This window comes from Actinomadura bangladeshensis (assembly GCF_004348335.1).
Taxonomy (GTDB): Bacteria; Actinomycetota; Actinomycetes; order Streptosporangiales; family Streptosporangiaceae; genus Spirillospora; species Spirillospora bangladeshensis.
On the sequence record NZ_SMJW01000173.1, the window covers coordinates 1 to 17628 of the forward strand.

Annotated in this window: 13 protein-coding genes and 1 pseudogene; 7 read left to right on the forward strand and 7 right to left on the reverse strand. The window is 73.5% G+C overall.

Features of this window, described 5'->3' with window-relative positions; all coding sequences use genetic code 11:
- Nucleotides 1-607 (forward strand): annotated as a pseudogene (locus E1284_RS41815) (hypothetical protein); the annotation flags it as partial.
- A gap of 188 nt (nt 608-795) precedes the next feature.
- A complete protein-coding gene (locus E1284_RS27730; protein WP_131943091.1) occupies nt 796-1317 on the forward strand; it encodes a hypothetical protein in 522 nt (173 codons plus the stop codon).
- Here E1284_RS27730 and lysX read toward each other — a convergent pair.
- A complete protein-coding gene (gene lysX, locus E1284_RS27735) occupies nt 1314-4625 on the reverse strand; it encodes a bifunctional lysylphosphatidylglycerol synthetase/lysine--tRNA ligase LysX (protein ID WP_131943092.1) in 3312 nt (1103 codons plus the stop codon). The two genes, E1284_RS27730 and lysX, sit on opposite strands and share 4 nt — an antisense overlap.
- Before the next feature lie 200 nt (nt 4626-4825).
- Here lysX and E1284_RS43260 point away from each other — a divergent pair, with 200 nt between their 5' ends.
- From E1284_RS43260 to E1284_RS27750, 3 genes are read left to right on the forward strand one after another with little or no spacing between them, the layout of a single operon-like run.
- Nucleotides 4826-6808: a serine/threonine-protein kinase gene (locus tag E1284_RS43260; RefSeq protein WP_243714782.1), complete on the forward strand. Its 1983-nt coding sequence runs from the start codon at nt 4826-4828 to the stop codon at nt 6806-6808.
- A complete protein-coding gene (locus tag E1284_RS43265) occupies nt 6808-8544 on the forward strand; it encodes a serine/threonine-protein kinase (protein WP_243714783.1) in 1737 nt (578 codons plus the stop codon). The genes E1284_RS43260 and E1284_RS43265 overlap by 1 nt, the downstream gene beginning before the upstream one ends.
- A 22-nt stretch (nt 8545-8566) precedes the next feature.
- Entirely contained in the window at nt 8567-10024 is a 1458-nt protein-coding gene (locus E1284_RS27750; protein WP_131943093.1) for a serine/threonine-protein kinase, read from the forward strand.
- Between the two features lie 153 nt (nt 10025-10177).
- Here E1284_RS27750 and E1284_RS27755 read toward each other — a convergent pair whose 3' ends face one another.
- The 6 genes from E1284_RS27755 to E1284_RS27780 all read right to left on the reverse strand — a co-directional run bounded on the left by E1284_RS27755 (nt 10178) and on the right by E1284_RS27780 (nt 15429).
- Nucleotides 10178-10789, reverse strand: coding sequence for a response regulator (locus tag E1284_RS27755; RefSeq protein ID WP_243714784.1), 612 nt, complete (start codon nt 10787-10789; stop codon nt 10178-10180).
- Between the two features lie 90 nt (nt 10790-10879).
- Nucleotides 10880-11545, reverse strand: coding sequence for a response regulator transcription factor (locus E1284_RS27760; protein ID WP_131943095.1), 666 nt, complete (start codon nt 11543-11545; stop codon nt 10880-10882).
- The gene (locus E1284_RS27765) at nt 11542-12843 is read right to left on the reverse strand and encodes a sensor histidine kinase (protein ID WP_131943096.1); all 1302 of its coding nucleotides are present in this window, start codon (nt 12841-12843) and stop codon (nt 11542-11544) included. Before E1284_RS27765 ends, E1284_RS27760 begins: the two co-directional genes overlap by 4 nt.
- 151 nt (nt 12844-12994) lie before the next feature.
- On the reverse strand, nt 12995-13876 hold the full coding sequence (locus E1284_RS27770) for a cytochrome P450 (protein ID WP_131943097.1): 882 nt from the start codon (nt 13874-13876) through the stop codon (nt 12995-12997).
- Between the two features lie 90 nt (nt 13877-13966).
- Nucleotides 13967-14614, reverse strand: a complete 648-nt coding sequence (locus tag E1284_RS27775) for a LuxR C-terminal-related transcriptional regulator (RefSeq protein WP_131943098.1) — start codon at nt 14612-14614, stop codon at nt 13967-13969.
- A complete protein-coding gene (locus E1284_RS27780; RefSeq protein WP_131943099.1) occupies nt 14611-15429 on the reverse strand; it encodes a sensor histidine kinase in 819 nt (272 codons plus the stop codon). Before E1284_RS27780 ends, E1284_RS27775 begins: the two co-directional genes overlap by 4 nt.
- Before the next feature lie 257 nt (nt 15430-15686).
- On the opposite strand from E1284_RS27780, the gene E1284_RS27785 reads away from it, so the two are divergent.
- Together E1284_RS27785 and E1284_RS41825 are read left to right on the forward strand one after the other, a co-directional pair.
- The gene (locus E1284_RS27785; protein ID WP_131943100.1) at nt 15687-17252 is read left to right on the forward strand and encodes a Rieske 2Fe-2S domain-containing protein; all 1566 of its coding nucleotides are present in this window, start codon (nt 15687-15689) and stop codon (nt 17250-17252) included.
- A 174-nt stretch (nt 17253-17426) separates the two neighbouring features.
- On the forward strand, nt 17427-17573 hold the full coding sequence (locus tag E1284_RS41825) for a hypothetical protein (RefSeq protein ID WP_165965453.1): 147 nt from the start codon (nt 17427-17429) through the stop codon (nt 17571-17573).
- Nucleotides 17574-17628: the final 55 nt, after the last annotated feature.

Sequence of the window (17628 nt, forward strand, 5' to 3'; positions counted from 1 at the left end):
CCGCCTGGACTCGCCACCGGAGACCGGCCGGCCCGCGCCGCCGGCGGTCCCGCGCGAGGAGAAGACCCCGCCCCGCCGTCCGAACGTCCCGCCGCGCAGGCTGGACGCGCCGCCGCTCGGGCCCCGGGAGGGCGATGCGCCGAGGCGGGCGGACGGGCCTGCGGAGCCGCAGCCGCCGCGCCGCCGTGTTCCGCCTCGGCGGCTGGACGCGGTCGGGCCGGGTCGGCCCGCGGACGAGCCGCGCCCGCCGTCGGACATCCCCGCTCTCTGGGGCAGGCCCGGCCCCAAACCGCAGCCTCCGACCGACCGACCGGCCGACCGACCGGCGGAGCGACCGGCGGAGCGACCGGCGGAGCGACCGGCGGAGCGACCGGCGGAGGAGCCGGCGGCGCACGCCCAGGTCCGGCGCGGGCAGTCGATCGCCGGATACAAGCGCCCCGAGCTGGTGGAGATCGTCGGTCGCATCGCCGAGCGCGAGCCCGACCTCACCGACGACCAGATCGTCGAACTGGTCGCGCGCCTGCTCGACTGCCCCGAGGACGAGGAACTGCTGGTGGGCGCCCGTCTCCGCTATGCCGTGGAGCAGTACCGCCACCGGCCCGGCTAGGTGGACCGCCCTTGCCGACTGGTCCGCCGCCAATGGTGCCGAGCACATGTATTTGCAGGTCGAAAGCGATAACGGCGCTACGGGCGGGCCGGTTTCACCGGAATATGCGCCTACCACTACCGGACGGCGGCGGAACGGGCTCGGTGAATTCGGCGCCCGATGTCACTGGATGTCTGTACAAATGTCGTGTGACGGAATGGGACGAGGAGGCGATGGCGCGGTTGCGGGCCGCCGTTCACGCGGGCCGCGGCGATACCTCGGTGCTTCGCGGGCGTCCGCTCCGGCCGGTGCTCCAGTACGCCGGCGACCTTTTCGTGGCCGCCCTCTCCCAGCCCCCCATTGACGTCGGCTTCGACGTCGGCCTTGCCCGCGCATGCCTCGACGAGCTGCGCGGACGCGACCTTCCCGGCGATGCCGAACTGGCCGAGCACCTCGCCGAAGAGCTGGGGGAGCTCTACACCGAGCCGCTCGCCTCGCTGCCCGCCGACCTCGGTGCCGTGGCCGCGGCCCTCGAGGACGGCGATCAGGTCCTCGACCTGGAGCGCGGCGACGTCCTCCCCGCCGACGAACTACCGGATGACGAGTGCGGGGGGCGGCGGTGGCGGCCGATCCCGCCGGCCGTCCTGCCCGTGGGGGAGGACGCCCGGCGGGGCGCGGCGCGCAAGTGGCTCGCCGGCGAGGGGTACCGGCCCGTCCCGCGGCGCCTCTAGGAGCCGGGGCGCACCAGCGGGAACGGGATCGTCTCCCGGATGCTGCGCCCGGTGAGCGTGATCAGCAGCCGGTCGATGCCCATGCCCATCCCGCCGGCCGGCGGCATCGCGTACTCCAGGGCGCGCAGGAAGTCCTCGTCCAGCTCCATGGCCTCCGGGTCGCCGCCCGCGGCCTGCAGCGACTGCTCGGTGAGCCGCTGCCGCTGCAGGATCGGGTCGATCAGCTCGGAGTAGGCGGTGCCCAGTTCGAGGCCGAAGACGATCAGGTCCCACTTCTCCGCCAGGCGCGGGTCCGCGCGGTGGGGGCGGGTCAGCGGCGAGGTCTCGGCCGGGTAGTCGCGGACGAACGTCGGCGCCTTCAGCCCCTCCTCGACCAGCGCCTCGAACAGCTCCTGGACGATCTTGCCCTGCCCCCACTGCGGGTCGGCGTTCAGCCCGTGCCGCTCGGCGAACCCGCGCATGGCGGCCTGCGGCGTGTCGGGCGTGACCTCCTCGCCGAGGGCCTTCGACACCGACTCGTAGACGGTGATCTCCTCCCAGGGCTCGGCGAGGTCGTACTCGACGCCGTCCCGGACGACGACGGTGGTGCCGAGGGCGGCGCGGGCCGCGTCGGTGACGAGGGAGCGGGTCAGCGCCGCCATCGTGTCGTAGTCGCCGTAGGGCTCGTACGCCTCCAGCATCGTGAACTCGGGGTTGTGCTTGTGGGACACGCCCTCGTTGCGGAAGTTGCGGTTCAGCTCGAAGACCCGCCCGACACCGCCGACCAGCAGGCGCTTCAGGTACAGCTCGGGCGCGATCCGCAGGTAGAGCTGCATGTTGTAGGCGTTAATGCGGGTGGTGAACGGCCGCGCGGTGGCGCCGCCGTGCACCGGCTGCAGCATCGGGGTCTCGACTTCGAGGTAGCCGCGCTCGCGCAGCCCGTCGCGGACGGCGGCGATGGCGTCGCCGCGCATCCGCAGCATCCGGCGGGACTCGTCGTTCACGATGAAGTCGACGTACCGCTGCCGGACGCGGGCCTCCGGGTCCGACAGCCCGGAACTCTTGTTCGGCAGCGGGCGCAGGCACTTCGCCGCGAGCGTCCAGGACGAGGCGAGCACTGACAGCTCCCCGCGCCGGGACGTGACGACCTCGCCGCGCACGCTCACCTGGTCGCCGAGGTCGATGAGGGCCTTCCAGCGCCGCAGCGACTCCTCGCCGAGCGCGTCCGCGGTCAGCATGCCCTGCAGGTCGTCGGTCTCGTCCCGCAGCGTGACGAAGATCAGCCGGCCGTGCTCGCGGGCCAGCACGACCCGTCCCGCGATCGCCACCGCGGTGCCCGTGCGGGCGTCGGGGGCGAGGCCGGGGAAGCGGGCGCGGATGTCGGCGGCGAAGTCGGTGCGCTCGCAGCCGAGCGCGTACGGCTCCATCCCGGCGGCGCGGATCTGGTCGAGCTTGGCGTGCCGGACCCGCTCCTGCTCCGACAGCCGCCGCTGCGGGGCGCGCGCCGCGTCCGCCGCCTCCTCGATCTCGTGGATCTTGTCGACGAGATCGGTGGAGGGGACCATCGCGGCGGCCCGGTCCAGCTTCGGGCGGTTGAGGCTCGGCAGGAACCCCTCGGCCCGCGCGTAGGCGAGCCCGAGCCGGACGAGGTGCCGCCCCTGCTGGTAGCAGATGAATCGCGGACGCCAGTGCGGCAGGTACTTGGCGTTCGACAGGTACAGCGATTCGAGCTGCCAGAACTTCGACGCGAACGACAGGAACCGGTAGTACAGCCGCGCGACCGGCCCGGCCCCGATCTGCGACCCGCGCTCGAACGCCGACCGCAGCATCGCGAAGTTCAGCGACAGCTGCTGCGCGCCGACCGCCGCCGCCTTCTCCGCCAGCTTGGCGACCATGTACTCGTTCAGGCCGTTCTCGGCGAGCCGGTCGCGGCGCATCAGGTCGAGCGACAGCCCGGCCCGCCCCCACGGGACGAAGCTGAGCAGCCCGCGCAGCTCCCCGTGCGCGTCGAACGCCTCGACCATGACGCAGCGCCCGTCGGTGGGGTCGCCGAGGCGGCCGAGCGCCATGGAGAAGCCGCGCTCGGTCTCCTCGCCGCGCCAGGCGTCGGCACTGCGGATCAGCTTGGCCATCTCCCAGCCGGGGATCTGCGAGTGCCGCCGGATCCGGATGGTGTACCCGGCCCGCTCGACCCGCCGGACCGCCTGCCGGACCTGCCGCATCTCGCGGCCGTCGAGGTTGAAGTCGGTGAGGTCGATGATCGCCTCGTCGCCGAGTTCGAGCGCGTCGAACCCGTGCCGCCTGTAGATGTGGGCGGCGCGCTCGCCGACGCTGACCGCGCCCGGGATCCACGCGTGCGCGCGGCACTCCTCCAGCCACGCCTCGATCGCCTGGTCCCACGATTCGGGGTCGCCGAGCGGGTCGCCGCTGGCCAGCGAGACCGAACCCTCCACCCGGTAGGCGATGGCCGCCTTACCGTTCGGCGCGACCATGACGTCCTTGTCGCGGCGCAGCGCGAAGTAGCCGAGCGAGTCCTGGTCGCCGTACTCGGCGAGCAGGCCGCGCGCCGCGAGCTCCTCGCCGGGGGACAGGACGGGGTCGCGCCGGCCCGGCTTGAACAGCGCCCAGAACGTGACGATCAGCAGCCCGGTGCCGAGGCTCCACAGGATCGCGTCCACCCAGAACGGCACCGACACGTCGATCGGCTTGCCGGTGACGCGCGGCCCGAGGACGGTCTGGGAGATCGCGTAGAGGGGGTGCGTCCAGAAGTCGCCGCTTGAGTTCCGGTCGGTGACGGTGACCAGGAACGTGCCGATTCCGCAGGTCACGACCAGGAGGCTGGTGAAGACGATGGTGGCCAGGCGCCGGTTGGCGCGGTCGGGCAGCGTGGTGAACTGCCCCCGCGCGGAGATCAGCAGGCCGAGGACGGCGAGGTACACGCCGGCCGTGACGATCAGCCCCACGGGGGTGGGCATGTCCGGGTTGAACAGCGTCGTCAGGACGGCGGTGACGCCGAGCGCGGTGGGCAGGCAGAAGATCAGGACGAGGATCCGCCAGGCGGCCTTCTTGCGCCGTCGGATGCCCATCGACAGCAGGATCCACACCAGGCCGATGGGGACGCTGGGGAACCAGCCGAGGTACCCGATCCAGCGCAGCGCCCAGATATCGGCTATCTCGAGGATGAGACCATAGGAGACCCACGCGAGCAGTGACAGGATCCCGGAGAGTCGGGTGTACCAGAAGAAGATCGTCGGAGCGGCCTGGACGAGCCGGTCCCACTCGCCCCGCAGACCGCCCCGCAGGCGGCCCTGCGGGCCTTTGTCGATCATGGTCCCCCGGTCCGGACGCGGCACGTCCCTCGCTGGTATGGCGCTCTCCTTTTTACCGGGTGTCACGTCGACCACGCTTTCGTCCGCCCGCGGCCGCCCGGCGGCGAACCTGCGGGCCGGGCCGGACGTCGTACGGGTAGGGGGATGTGGCTTGCAAGCTCGGTCCAAGGTTGTCAGCAAAAGTCGATATGGTCGCGGATATGCCAAATGAACCCACCGGTGAGCGGTTGCTCGCCCGCCGCTACCGCCTGGTGACCCAGGTCGGCCGGGGCGGCATGGGGACGGTCTGGCAGGCGCACGATGAGGTCCTCGGTCGTGACGTCGCGGTGAAGGAGGTCATCCTCCCGCATGGTCTCACCGATGAGGAACGCGCCGTGCACCACAAGCGCACGTTCCGTGAGGCCCGCACCGCCGCGCGGCTCGGCCACCCCGGCGTCGTGACGGTCTACGACGTCGTCGAGGAGGACGACCGGCCCTGGATCATCATGGAGCTGATCAAGGCCCGCTCCCTGGACCAGGTGATCAAGCAGGACGGGCCGCTGGAGCCGCGCCGCGCCGCCGAGATCGGCCGGCAGATGCTCGCCGCGCTGCACGCCGCGCACGGCGCCGGCGTCCTGCACCGCGACGTGAAGCCGAGCAACGTGCTGATCACCGGCACGGGGCGGATGGGCGAGCGGGCCGTGCTCACCGACTTCGGCATCGCGACCGCCGCCGGTGACGCCACCCTCACCCAGACCGGTCTGGTGATGGGCTCCCCCGCCTACATCGCGCCCGAGCGCGCCCGGGGCCGCGTCGCCGGCCCGGCGTCGGACCTGTGGTCGCTCGGCGTCACCCTGTACGCGATGCTGCACGGCAGGTCGCCGTTCGAGCGGCCCGAGCCGATGGCGGCGCTGGTCGCGGTGATCTCCGAGGAGCCGGACCCGCCGGAGAAGGGCGGCCGGCTCGTCCCGGTCATCGAGGGGCTGCTGCGCAAGAACCCCGACCAGCGGATGGACGCGATCGAGGCCGGCGCGCTGCTGGACGACATCGTCCGCCAGGAGACCGTCGACACCCAGCGCACGATGGCCGTCGAGTTCTCGGTGGACGAGCTCCCCGGCCCCCAGACCACCGCCCGCGACTCCTCCTACCGGTCGCAGCCGTACGCGGAGGCGTACGCCGAGCCGTACCCGGAGACCTACGCGCCCGACCAGCCGCTCCCCGAGGAGATGGACGACTCCGGCGGCGGCCCCGGCGGGCCCGAGCCCGGCGCGCCGGCGGCCGATCCCGAGGCCCGCCCGGACCAGCTGACCAGCCTGGACCTCCCCACCGGCAAGGCGCGCAAGGCGGCCGCGGCGAACCCCGCCGAGACCGCGCCCGACCCCGACCGCGTCAGTTCGTGGCACCCGGGTCCGCGCACCGAGCCGGCCGGGGCCGTCCGGCACGGCGGCGAGCGGGCGCCCGAGCCGGGGCCGTCCACGCACTTCCCGCCGACCACGCACCCGGCCGCGCGGCCCGCGCTGGCCGCCAACCGGAACGTGCTGATCGTCGCCGCGATCGTCCTGATCATCATCGTGGTCGTCGCGGGCATCGCGCTCGCCGCCAACGGGGGCGGCGAGAAGGACGGGAAGGCCCGCACGGAGGGCGCCACCGCCCCGGCCGCGTCCGCGACGCCGAGCGCCGAGCAGAGCACGACGCCGAGTGCGACGGCCACTGTCTCGCCGAGCACGCTGGCCACCGGTGCGCTGCCCGCCGGGTTCACCATGCACGACGACAAGAGCGGCTACTCGGTGCCCGTCCCCGCGGGCTGGACCGGGCCCGAGCGCAAGCAGGGCGGCGACTTCTTCTACTCGCCCGACCGTCGCGCCTACCTCCAGATCGACCAGACCGACGACCCGGGCGACAGCGCGATCGACGACTGGCGGCGGCAGGAGCGCGGCGGCACCGGCTTCCCCGGCTACAAGAAGATCAGGATCGCGCCGACCGGCGACCACCCGCCCGTCCCCGACACCGGCGACGGCGACGACTCGGCGGACTGGGAGTTCACCTACAACGGCGATGGGGGAAGGGTGCACGTCCTCAACCGCGGATTCGTGGCGGGCGGCCACGGCTACGCCATCCTCCTGCGCGCCCCCGACGACGCCTGGAGCAAGCTGTTCGCGGACCTGCAGCCGGTCTACCGGTTCTTCAAGCCCGCGAACGAGTGATGGACGGCCGCCTCCTCGCCGGCAGGTACCGGCTCGAATCCGTCGTCGGACGCGGCGGCATGGGCACGGTGTGGCGCGCCCTCGACGAGACCCTCGACCGCGAGGTCGCGGTCAAGGAGGTCGTGCTGCCCGCCGGGCTGAGCGACGACGAGCGCGAGAACCGGCACCGCCGGACGCTCCGCGAGGCCCGCGCGTCGGCGCGGCTGAACCATCCGGGCGTCGTGACCGTACACGACGTCGTGGACGAGGACGACCGGCCGTGGATCGTCATGGAGCTGGTGCGGGCCCGTTCCCTCCTGGACATCGTGGACGAGGACGGGCCGCTCCCGCCCGGACGCGTCGCGACGATCGGGCGGCAGATCGCGGGCGCGCTGCGGGCGGCGCATGCGATCGGCATCCTGCACCGCGACGTCAAGCCCGCGAACGTGCTGGTCGCGGACGGCGACCGGGCCGTCCTCACCGACTTCGGCATCGCGCAGATGGCGGGCGACGCGACGCTCACCGGCACCGGGCTGATCATGGGGTCGCCCGCGTACATGTCGCCGGAGCGGGTGAACGGCGACCCGGCGATCCCGGCGTCCGACCTGTGGGCGCTCGGCGCGACCCTCTACGCGGCGACCGAGGGCAAGGCGCCGCACCACCGCAGCGATGCCATGGCCGTGCTCGCGGCCGTGATGACGCAGGACGTCCCGCCGCCGAAGAACGCGGGGCCGCTCGCGCCCGTTCTGACCGGGCTGCTGGAGCGGGACCCGGTCCGGCGGCTCAGCGGGGACCAGGCGGAGGAGGCGCTGAAGGCGGTCGCGTCCGGGCATGCCGCGAACCTGGCCGCCGCGCAGCTCGCGGCGGGCCGGGAGACGGCGGTCGACGGGCCCGCGGCCGCGACGGGGGCCGTGCCGCCGCAGCAATCCGTCCCCGTACCGCCGCCGCCCCCGGCCGGGGGCATGACCGCGGCCTTCCCGCCGGACACCGGCCGACAGTGGACGCCCGGACACACCGCACCCGGATATACCGCACCCGGACACACCGCGCCCGGATACGCGCAGCCTCCGCCGCCGCCCCGGAAGCGGTCGCCGATCCTGCCGATCCTCGGCGGCGTCGCCGCGGCGGCGGTGATCCTGGCGGTCGCCGGGGCGGTGTTCTGGGTGAACCGGCCGTCGTCCGGGGAGACGAACGCCACGCGGTCGCCCACCACCGTCGCCCGGCAGTCCACGCCCGCAGCCCAGGACACGCGGCCCGGCACCTCGGCGCCGTCCTCGTCCGCGGACTCCCCGCCCAAGCCGGCCCGGCCGCCCCTCCCCGCGGGCTTCACCGTGGGGACCGGCCCCGGATTCACGATCGGCGTCCCGCCCGGATGGCGGCGCTCCGAACAGGGCAACAGCGTCATCTGGACCGACCCCGCCTCCACCGCTTACATTCAGGTCGACCAGACGGTCTGGACCGGTGATCCCTACGACCACTGGCTGGGCTGGGAGCGGGAGGCCATCGCGGACGGCAAGCTGAAGGGCTACCGGCGGGTCGGGGAGATCACCCGCGCGGAGGCCGCCGGGTATCCGGCCGCCGACATCGAGTTCACCTGGATCCGCAGCACGGGCGCCACCCGGGCCCGGGACCGGGGCGTGATCGTCGACGGCCGGCCGTACGCGATCGTGGTGGCCGTTCCCGCGTCCCAGTGGAATGAGAGAGAGCCGCTCGTGAAGAATGTGCTCGACACGTTCCGTCCCTCCGGGGTGGGATGACCAATGGGGGGACTCTTCCGAGATGACTCAGGCACGCCTGCTCGGTAACCGCTACCGGCTGGACTCGGTGGTCGGCCGGGGCGGTATGGGCACCGTGTGGCGCGCCCGCGACGTCATGCTGGACCGCGAGGTCGCGGTGAAGGAGGTCGTGTTCCCGCCGGGCCTGAACGACGACGAGATCGGCGTCCTGTACGAGCGGACGTTCCGGGAGGCGCGGGCGTCGGCGCGGCTGAACCACTCCGGTGTCGTCACCGTCCACGACGTGGTGCAGGAGGCCGGTCGGCCCTGGATCGTGATGGAGCTGGTCCTCGCCCCGTCCCTGCAGGACATCATCGAGCGCGGCCCGATGGACCACCGCAGGGTGGCCGACATCGGCCTGCAGATGCTCGGCGCGCTCCGGCACGCCCACGAGAAGGGCATCCTGCACCGCGACGTCAAGCCCAGCAACGTGCTGATCACCGACTCCGGCCGGGTCGTGCTCACCGACTTCGGCATCGCGCAGGTCGAGGGCGACGCGACGCTCACCCAGACGGGCCTGGTCATGGGGTCGCCCGCCTACATCCCGCCCGAGCGGGCGCAGGGCGAGCGGGCGGTGCCCGCGTCCGACCTGTGGGCGCTCGGCGCGACGCTGTACGCGGCGGTCGAGGGTCGGTCCCCCTACGAGCGGTCGGACGCGATGTCGTCGCTGCAGGCCGCGCTGACCGAGCCGGTCCCGCCGGCCCGGAACGCGGGGCCGCTCGCACCGGTGCTGGACGGGCTGCTCGCGCGCCAGCCGGTGCACCGGATGACCGCCGTCCAGGCGGAACCGCTGCTCACCCGCGTCGCGGCCATGCCGCCGCCGCGGCCTCCGGCACCGCCCGTGCCGCAGCGGCTCGCGCCGCCGAGCCGGACCGTGCTGGACGAGCCGTCCGCCCGCCGGGCGCCGCCGGTCCGCGCCGACGACGCCGCGGAGACCGTCCTGGACCCGTCCGAACTCGGCGTGGTCACCCGGCAGGACCGCGAGGCCGTGACGCGCCTCGACTCCGACGACCTCAGCCCGGTGACCCGGCGCGACCCGGGTGGTGTCGCGGAGCGCGACAGCGGATACCCGGAGCACGACGGCTCCTACCGCCCGCCGGCCGCACGGCCCGGTCAGGATCGCGAGCCCCGCACGCTGCTGGAGACCGAGTGGACGCCGCCGCCGGCCCGGCAGCCCGATCCGCCGCGGACGTCCCCGCCGTGGGAGCAGCCGCGGCATTACCCGAGCTGGCAGCAGCAGTCGCAGGCGCAGCCGCCGGTCCGGGCGGGCGGCGAGCGCCGCAGGACGGTGCTGGTCGTCACGATCGCCGTCGTCCTCGTCGTGGCGGCGGTGCTGCTGGGCGCGTTCATCCTGCGCGGCAAGCTGCAGACGGACGCTCAAGCGATGGCGAGCCCGGTGATCTGCGCGCCGTTCGCGGTGACGGCGGGCTGCTCGGACACCACGTCCGTCATCACCATGTAGGGCACCGTCAGCGGCGGCGGGCTCTCCGGCGTGAACGTCAGCGAGATCCCGAGCAGTTAGGACGACATCTTCGTCGTGTACATGACGACGTCGCCGGTCAGCGTGAGGTTGGGTGAGCGCGCGACAAAGCGCGGCCGGCGGCCGCCGAGGGCGTCAGCTTCCGGCGGAGAAGGCGTCCAGGGCGAGGCGCAACTCGCCGACGTGCTCGGCGAGCGCGTCGGCCGGCTCACCGGACCGCAGCCGGGCGACGTCGCCCTCCACCTTGGCGAGCCGCTCGTCGAGGGCGGCCAGCAGCCGCTCGCAGCCCGCGAGGGCGCTCCCGGCGTCGTCCCCGCCGAGCGTGCTGCGCAGCAGCCTCGCCTGCTGCCTGAGCTCGGTGTTGCGGCGGTGCAGGTCGACGAACACCGACACCTTCGCGCGCAGCAGCCACGGGTCGAACGGCTTGGTCAGGTAGTCGACGGCCCCCGCCGCGTACCCCCGGTACGCCTGCTCCCCGGCGCTGCCGCCGGCGGTGAGGAAGATGATCGGGATGTCGCGGGTCCGCGGCCGGGACTTGATGTGCTCGGCGGTCTCGAACCCGTCCATCTCCGGCATCACGACGTCCAGCAGGATCAGCGCGAAGTCGTCGTTGAGGAGTTCCTTCAGCGCCGCCTGCCCGGACGTGACGGGCACGACCTCCACCGGCATCGCGTCGAGCACGGCCGCGAGGGCGGTCAGGTTCTCCTCGCGGTCGTCGACGGCCAGGATCCTCGTGTCGTTCGGCACCGGACTCCTCAACGTCGATGGCGGTGTGCGTCCCGTCCAGCCTGTCATGCCACTGCCAACGGCAACAGCGAATCGCCGGAGAGTAAATTTCTACGGCAGCCAGCCGGGTTTGACCAATCCCGACTCGTAGGCGAACACGACCAGCTGGGCGCGGTCGCGGGCGGCGAGCTTCACCATCGTGCGGCTGACGTGCGTTTTCGCGGTCGCGGGGCTCACCACGAGACGGGCGGCGATCTCCTCGTTCGACAGGCCCTCTCCGACAAGCGCCATGACCTCCCGCTCGCGGTCGGTCAAAGCGTTCAGCCGCGGCGAGGGGGCCGGCTCCTTGGCCCGCGCGGCGAACTCGGCGATGAGCCGCCTGGTCACGCTGGGGGAGAGCAGCGCGTCCCCGTCCGCGACCGCCCGGACGGCGTGCAGCAGCTCCACCGGCTCGGTGTCCTTCACCAGGAACCCGCTCGCGCCGCCGCGCAGCGCCTCGAACACGTACTCGTCCAGCTCGAACGTGGTCAAGATCACGATCTTCACGCCGTCGAGCCGCTCGTCGGAGGCGATCCGCCGGGTCGCGGCGAGGCCGTCCAGGCCCGGCATGCGGATGTCCATCAGGATGACGTCGGGACGCAGCCGGCGCGCCTGCGCCACCGCCTCCTCGCCGTCGCCCGCCTCGCCGAGGACCTCGATGTCGGGCTGCGCGTCCAGCAGCGCCCGGAACCCGGCCCGGACGAGCACCTGGTCGTCCGCCAGCACCACCTTGATCATCGCGCCTCGCCTCCAGCGGGGTCGGTCTCCTCGTCGAGGGGGAGCGCGGCCCGGACCCGGAACCCGCCGCCCGGCCGCGGCCCGGCCTCGAACGTCCCGCCGAGCGCGGCGGCCCGCTCGCGCATGCCGCGGACGCCGCTGCCGCCCGGCCGGTCGTCCAGCAGGGGGGCGCCCCGCCCGTCGTCCTCGACCAGCACCACGACCTCGTGCTCACCGTAGGCGATGCGCACCCGCGCCGTCACCGGGCCGGGACCGGCATGGCGGGTCACGTTCGTCAGCGACTCCTGGACGATCCGGAACGCGGCGAGGTCGGTGCCCGCGTGCAGCGGCCGCCGCCGCCCGGTGGTCTCGGCGTCCACCGCCAGCCCGGCGGAGCGGGCCCGGTCGAGCAGGTCGTCCAGCCGGTCGAGCCCGGCGGTCGGCGCGCGCGGCGCGGCCTCGCCCTCGGAGCGCAGCGCGCCGATCACCCCGCGCATCTCGGTGAGCGCCTCCTTGCTCGCGTCCTTGATCGCGGCGAGCGCCGTCCGCGCCTGCTCGGGGTTCTGGTCGATGAGGTGCAGCGCCACCCCCGCCTGGACGTTGATCATGGAGATGTTGTGCGCGAGGACGTCGTGCAGCTCGCGGGCCATCCGCAGCCGCTCCTCGCTGGCCTGCCGGCGCTCCTCCTCGGCCCGGGTCCGCGCGGTCTCGGCGGCCCGCTGCGCCCGCATCCTGATCAGCTCCGAGGTGACCAGCACCACCAGCGCCCACCCGACGACGAAGCTCGACCCGCCGAGCGTCGGCTCCTCCACCGGGAACGGCCCGCCCTGCCCGCGCTCGGCGGCCGGGACGCCGATCAGCGCGGTGAGGCCGAAGAACGCCGCGAGCCCGGCGGCCGTCCCCGCCCAGGTCACCAGCCGGTGCCCGGACACGATCGCCGCCATCATCGCGACCGCCACCGCGAGCGGCGCCGGTCCGTAGGTGTAGGCGCGCAGGAAGTACAGCGCCGTCACGGCCGCGGTGGCGCACACCGTGAACACCGGATGGCGGCGCCGCAGCAGCAGCAGGGCGGGCCCGGCGAGCAGCAGCGCGAAGCCGAGCGCGTCGAGATCGGTGTGCCCGATCTCGGCCGGGCCGCCGCCCCCGCGCTCCCACGGCGGACCGCCGGACCCCCCGTCCGGTCCGGGCCCGCCGTGCTGCGCGCCCAGCGACCCGGCGACCTGGAAGAACGCGACCAGGACCGGGACGACCCACACCGGCCACGTGCCGGGCCGCGGCCACTGCGGTCGGCCCTGGACGGGCGCCGGTGAGGTGCTCATGCCTGCACGTTAAGTCATCGGAGCCGGCCGCCACGTCGGCCGCAGGAAGTCACCGCCCGTACTCCCCGAGAGGTATCCGCCACTGCGTTGACTTGCGGCGTGTTGTTGTTATGGACGCCGGCATAACAACAACACGCCGCAGATCAACGGGTCAGGGGGTCCAGCGGAGGGGGAGGTGGGCGAAGCCGTGGCGGGTGCTGGAGCGCAGCGGTACCGGCTCGCCCGCCGGCTCCGGCAGACCGGGGCGTTCGAGCAGCGCTACGAGGAGGGCGCGCAGGTGCGTGCGCGCCAGCCGGGCGCCCAGGCAGGCCCGGTGCCCGAAACCGAAGCACAGGTGCGGGCGGCCGGCGTTGAGGAAGCGCTCCGGGACGAACCGCCCGGGGTCGGGGAAGACCTCGTCGTCGTGGTTGGCGGAGGCGAGCCACAGCATCACCTGCTCGCCGGCCAGCAGCGGCACGCCGCCGATGGTCGTCCCGCGCCGCACGGTGCGCCACACCTGGAGGACGGGCGTCCACCAGCGCAGCATCTCCTCCACGGCGCTGTCGACGAGCCTCTCGTCGGCCTGCCCGTCCCGCAGCCGGGCGTACTCGGCGGGGTGGCGCAGCAGCGCGTACAGGCCGCCCGCGAGGGTGTTGCGGAGCGTCTCGGGCAGATCGCGCGCGACGTCGCCGACGAAGTCGACCGGCGTGCCGGACGGGATGCGGGCGAGCATGGCCCGCGCGGGCGGGTCCATGTCGATGAGGGCCGCGCCGCCGGGCGCCGGGGGCGGCTTGTCGCCGCTGGCCGGGCCGTGCAGGACGCCGTCCGGCTCCGGGGCGAACAGGGTGGGGTGCGTGAGGGCGTGCCGGACGTCGGAGTAGCGCAGCACGGCCCACGCGCCGGACCGGCCCGCCCCGCGCCCGTCGAGCCACATGACCGGCGTCCGCGACCGGAGCCGTTCGAGCCGGCCGTGCGGGACCCCGCGGGCGTAGGCGTCCGCGCGGCCGAGGGCCCCGGCGCCGGAGACGGGTGACGCGCCTCGCCGGTGAGGCATGGGGGAACCTCCTCTCCGAGGCAGACGCTAACGCGTCCCGGCCGAACCCTGAAGGGCCGGATTCGGCCGTCCCCGCGCCCGGATGGCGCGTCAGCCGGCGAGCCACTCCCCGGTTTCGACGCTGACCAGGCCGTGCCGGGCCGCCTCGATCACCGCCTCCCGCTGCGAGTGCACGCCCAGCTTGGACAGGACGCTCTGCACGTGGCTGCGCGCCGTGCTGCGCGTCACCCCCATCGCCTTGGCGAGCGCCTGCGTGGACTCGCCGCGCGCCAGCCGCGTCAGGACCTCCCGCTCGCGCGGCGTGAGGAACTGCGCGACCTTCTGCGCGCGGCTGCGCGGGCGGGCGCCGCCGCGCAGCGCCGCCTGGTCGGCGACGACCTCGCCGGCCGCGACCCGGCGCAGCACGCCGAGGATGTCGCCCGCCTGCTGCCCCTTGTGCGCGAAGCCCCGCACGCCCGCCGCGACGCCCGCGTCCAGGACGTGCTGCTCCAGGAAGCCGGTCAGCACGACGAAGCTCGTGCGCGGGGACGCGGCGCGCAGCCGCGGCATCCAGTCGAGCGCGGTGCCGGACGGGAAGCGCAGGTCGATCAGGCACGCGTCGGGCTGCCTGGCCCGCAGCACGGGCAGCGCGTCGGCGGGGGAGTAGACCACCCCGACGACGCTGTGCCCGGCGTCCGCCAGGACCAGCGACAGCGACTCGGCGAAGACCGCGTGGTCGTCGCAGATGACCATTCTCATGGATGGGGCCGCCAGTCGTCGGCGTAGGCGTCGGTGCCGATGCCGCGCGGGACGAGGTCGGTCGGGGGCGGCGCCGCCGGCAGCAGCATCCGGACCCGCGCCCCGCCCATCTCGCAGGTGCGGATCTCCAGGCTGCCGCCGTAGCCGGAGATGAGGTCGTGGACGATGCCGAGCCCGAGCGAGGCGAGGCCGGGCCGCGCCTGCCCGCGCGCCGGGTCGCCGGGGCGCGCGCCGGCGCCGAAGCCGGGGCCGTCGTCGTCGACCTGGATGGCGATCCAGCCCTGGTCGGCGTCGACCCGCACGTCGACCCGCCCCTCGGCGACGCGGCAGGCGTTGTCGAGGACGTTGCGGACGGCGCGCCACAGCGCGACCGGGTCCATGTGGGCCCACGCCTCGCACCCGGTGAAGCACACCTCGTGCGGGGTCGCGAGCCGCATGCCGGTGACGACCTCGGCGGTCAGCTCGTCGACCCGGAGCCGCTCGGGGCCGGGCAGCGGCCGGGCGCCGCCGTCGTCCCCGCCGTCCTCCTCGTCGAGCCGGCGCAGCAGGTGGTCGAGCCACCGGGTCTCGCCGAGCAGCTGGTCGATGCGGGCCCTGCTGGTGTCGCCGACGTCCTCGGCGACGACGACGGCCGAGGCCAGCATGATGATGGTGCCCAGCTCGTGGCGGATGTCGTGGCGGAGCCGGCGCCGCCACAGCGCCTGCTCGCCGCGTCCGGACGCCGCCGGCCGGTCCCGCTCCCCGCCGCGCGCGGACGCGAGCGTCACCGCGCCCGCCGCGCCGTCCGCCGGGGAGGACCGAGCCCCGTTGTTCATGAAGACCCCCGTCTGCTATTCCAGCACCCTATAGACGGTCACCCGGTGTCCCGGCGGATGTCCAGTCAATTGGCCGCAACAGACCGCTGCCTGTCCAGAAGTGGACATGCACAACGCATTGTGAACTCCGGCCTTTGTCGGAGCGTCCCGGTCAGGATTGTCAGTTCCGTCCATGACATTTCTTTCATGCCGGTGGCGTAGCCGCTTTGCGCATTCCGGCGGGTGTGCCGGCGGGCACCGCGAGGGACAGTCTCCCCATGCCGACGGTCACATTTCTCGGACATGCGGGGGTGGCGGTGGACGCGACCGCGTTCCACCTGCTCGCGGACCCGTGGCTCGCTCCAGCGGGGGCCTTTCTCGGAGCCTGGCACCAGTATCCGAGAAACGATCACCTGGATCTCGCCCCGATCCTCGACGCCGACTGGGTCGCCGTCTCGCACGAGCATCTAGATCATTTCGACCCGTGGGTGCTGGACCGCCTTCCTGCGCGGACCAGAATCCTCATTCCGTGTTATCCCGGACCCGCGTTCCGGGAACGCATCACGGCCGCCGCGGGTGGCCGCCAGGTAATCGAGGTCGAACCCTGGCGGAAATTCCCGCTGGACAATCGCGGGTCCTGGATCACCGTGATTCCGGAACTGTCGCCAATGTGCCACGATGCCGCCTTTCTCATCGTGGCGGACGGCCGCGGCATCCTGCATTGCAACGACGCCCGGCTCACCGCCGCGCAGGCCCGCCGCGCCAAGCACCTCGCGGGCGGCCGGCTCGACCTGATGGCCCTGCAGACGTCCGGGGCGTCCTGGCACCCGATCTGCTACGAGTACCCGCCCGCGGAGATGGCGAAGGTCTCCATGGCCAAGCGGATCTCCAAGCTCCGCGCGGCGCAGCGCCTCGTCCGGCAGACCGAGCCGGAGCTGGCCGTCCCCTTCGCGGGGCCGCCCTGCTTCCTGGACGCGGAGGTCGACCACCTCAACTGGGTGCTCGACCAGGCCGACGGCGCGTTCTGCGACCCGGAGGTCTCCACCGCGTGGCTGCGCGAGCACCTGCCGGGGCAGCGCTGGGACTACTTCAAGCCCGGCGACGCCGTCGACCTGGACACCGGCGAGATCACCCGCGACCCGGTCTCGGCCGCCTTCTCCTTCGCCGACGCCGACCGCGCGGACTACCTCAAGCGCTACGCCGCCGACCGTGCGCGCGCCATCGCGGACGTCGTCGCCGAGTACCCGGAGCCGGGCCCCGACCTGTTCGACCGGTTCAAGGCCCACTTCACCTACCTCGGCGGGCTCAGCGACTACTTCAACCGGCAGATCGCCATGACCGTCCGGTTCGACATCACCGGCCCGAACGGCGGCGTCTGGGACGTCGACTTCTCCGCCGCCGGCCTCGCCGTGTCGGCCGCGTCCCCGGACGTCCGCCCGCACTACCGGATCACCACCGCCGGCCGCTGGCTGGACGGCGTCCTCACCGGCCGGATGGCCTGGGAGGACCTGCTCATCTCCTTCCGCCTCAGCCTCTACCGCGACCCCGACGTCTACAACGACTACCTGGTCGGCCTCCTCAAGCACGCCAACGCGCCCGCGTTGCAGGCCGTCGAGGCCTACGAGACCGGCCGGGACGAGTCGGAGCGCATCACCGTCGCCTGCGGCGGCGACCGCTACGACATCCCCCGCTACTGCCCCCACGCCGGCGAAGACCTCTCCGTCGGCGCCGTCGTCCGCGACGGCCAGATCCACTGCCTCGCCCACAACTTCGCCTTCGACCTGGCCACCGGCGAATGCGTCAACGCCAGAGCCGCCAATTTGACGAGCAAAAAGGTCGGCTGACGCATACGCGGCCGTGGGCCGGGCGACCCGCGTCGCCCGGCCCGTGCGCGTGCCCGCGACCCTGTAACGAGACGGTGACGTCTCGTGTGGGATGAAGGGTTCCGGGGTGGGTCGTAGATCGTTTTGTGGTAGTTTTGACCTGCGTTTTTTGGGGGTTTGATAGGGGTGCGGGGCTTGGACCGCAAGAAGCTCGGCCTGCTGGCCGTCGCGTTCGTTCTCGTCGTCGCCGTGATGGAGATCGCGGCTCTGAAGGTCGGCTCGTTCGACTTTCCGCTGCCGTCCGGTTCTCAGCCGGCCATCGCCGACAAGGCGGGCGGCTAGCCGCGCGTGTTGCGGGCCCGCATCAGGGTCTGCAGATCGGGGTGGGCGCCGCCGG

Coding starts and splice junctions, on each gene's coding strand:
- lysX (WP_131943092.1), bottom strand. CDS start 4,625: ATGATCGACAAAGGCCCGCAGGGCCGCCTGCGGGGCGGTCTGCGGGGC.
- E1284_RS43260 (WP_243714782.1), top strand. CDS start 4,826: ATGCCAAATGAACCCACCGGTGAGCGGTTGCTCGCCCGCCGCTACCGC.
- E1284_RS43265 (WP_243714783.1), top strand. CDS start 6,808: ATGGACGGCCGCCTCCTCGCCGGCAGGTACCGGCTCGAATCCGTCGTC.
- E1284_RS27750 (WP_131943093.1), top strand. CDS start 8,567: ATGACTCAGGCACGCCTGCTCGGTAACCGCTACCGGCTGGACTCGGTG.
- E1284_RS27760 (WP_131943095.1), bottom strand. CDS start 11,545: ATGATCAAGGTGGTGCTGGCGGACGACCAGGTGCTCGTCCGGGCCGGG.
- E1284_RS27765 (WP_131943096.1), bottom strand. CDS start 12,843: ATGAGCACCTCACCGGCGCCCGTCCAGGGCCGACCGCAGTGGCCGCGG.
- E1284_RS27770 (WP_131943097.1), bottom strand. CDS start 13,876: ATGCCTCACCGGCGAGGCGCGTCACCCGTCTCCGGCGCCGGGGCCCTC.
- E1284_RS27775 (WP_131943098.1), bottom strand. CDS start 14,614: ATGAGAATGGTCATCTGCGACGACCACGCGGTCTTCGCCGAGTCGCTG.
- E1284_RS27780 (WP_131943099.1), bottom strand. CDS start 15,429: ATGAACAACGGGGCTCGGTCCTCCCCGGCGGACGGCGCGGCGGGCGCG.
- E1284_RS27785 (WP_131943100.1), top strand. CDS start 15,687: ATGCCGACGGTCACATTTCTCGGACATGCGGGGGTGGCGGTGGACGCG.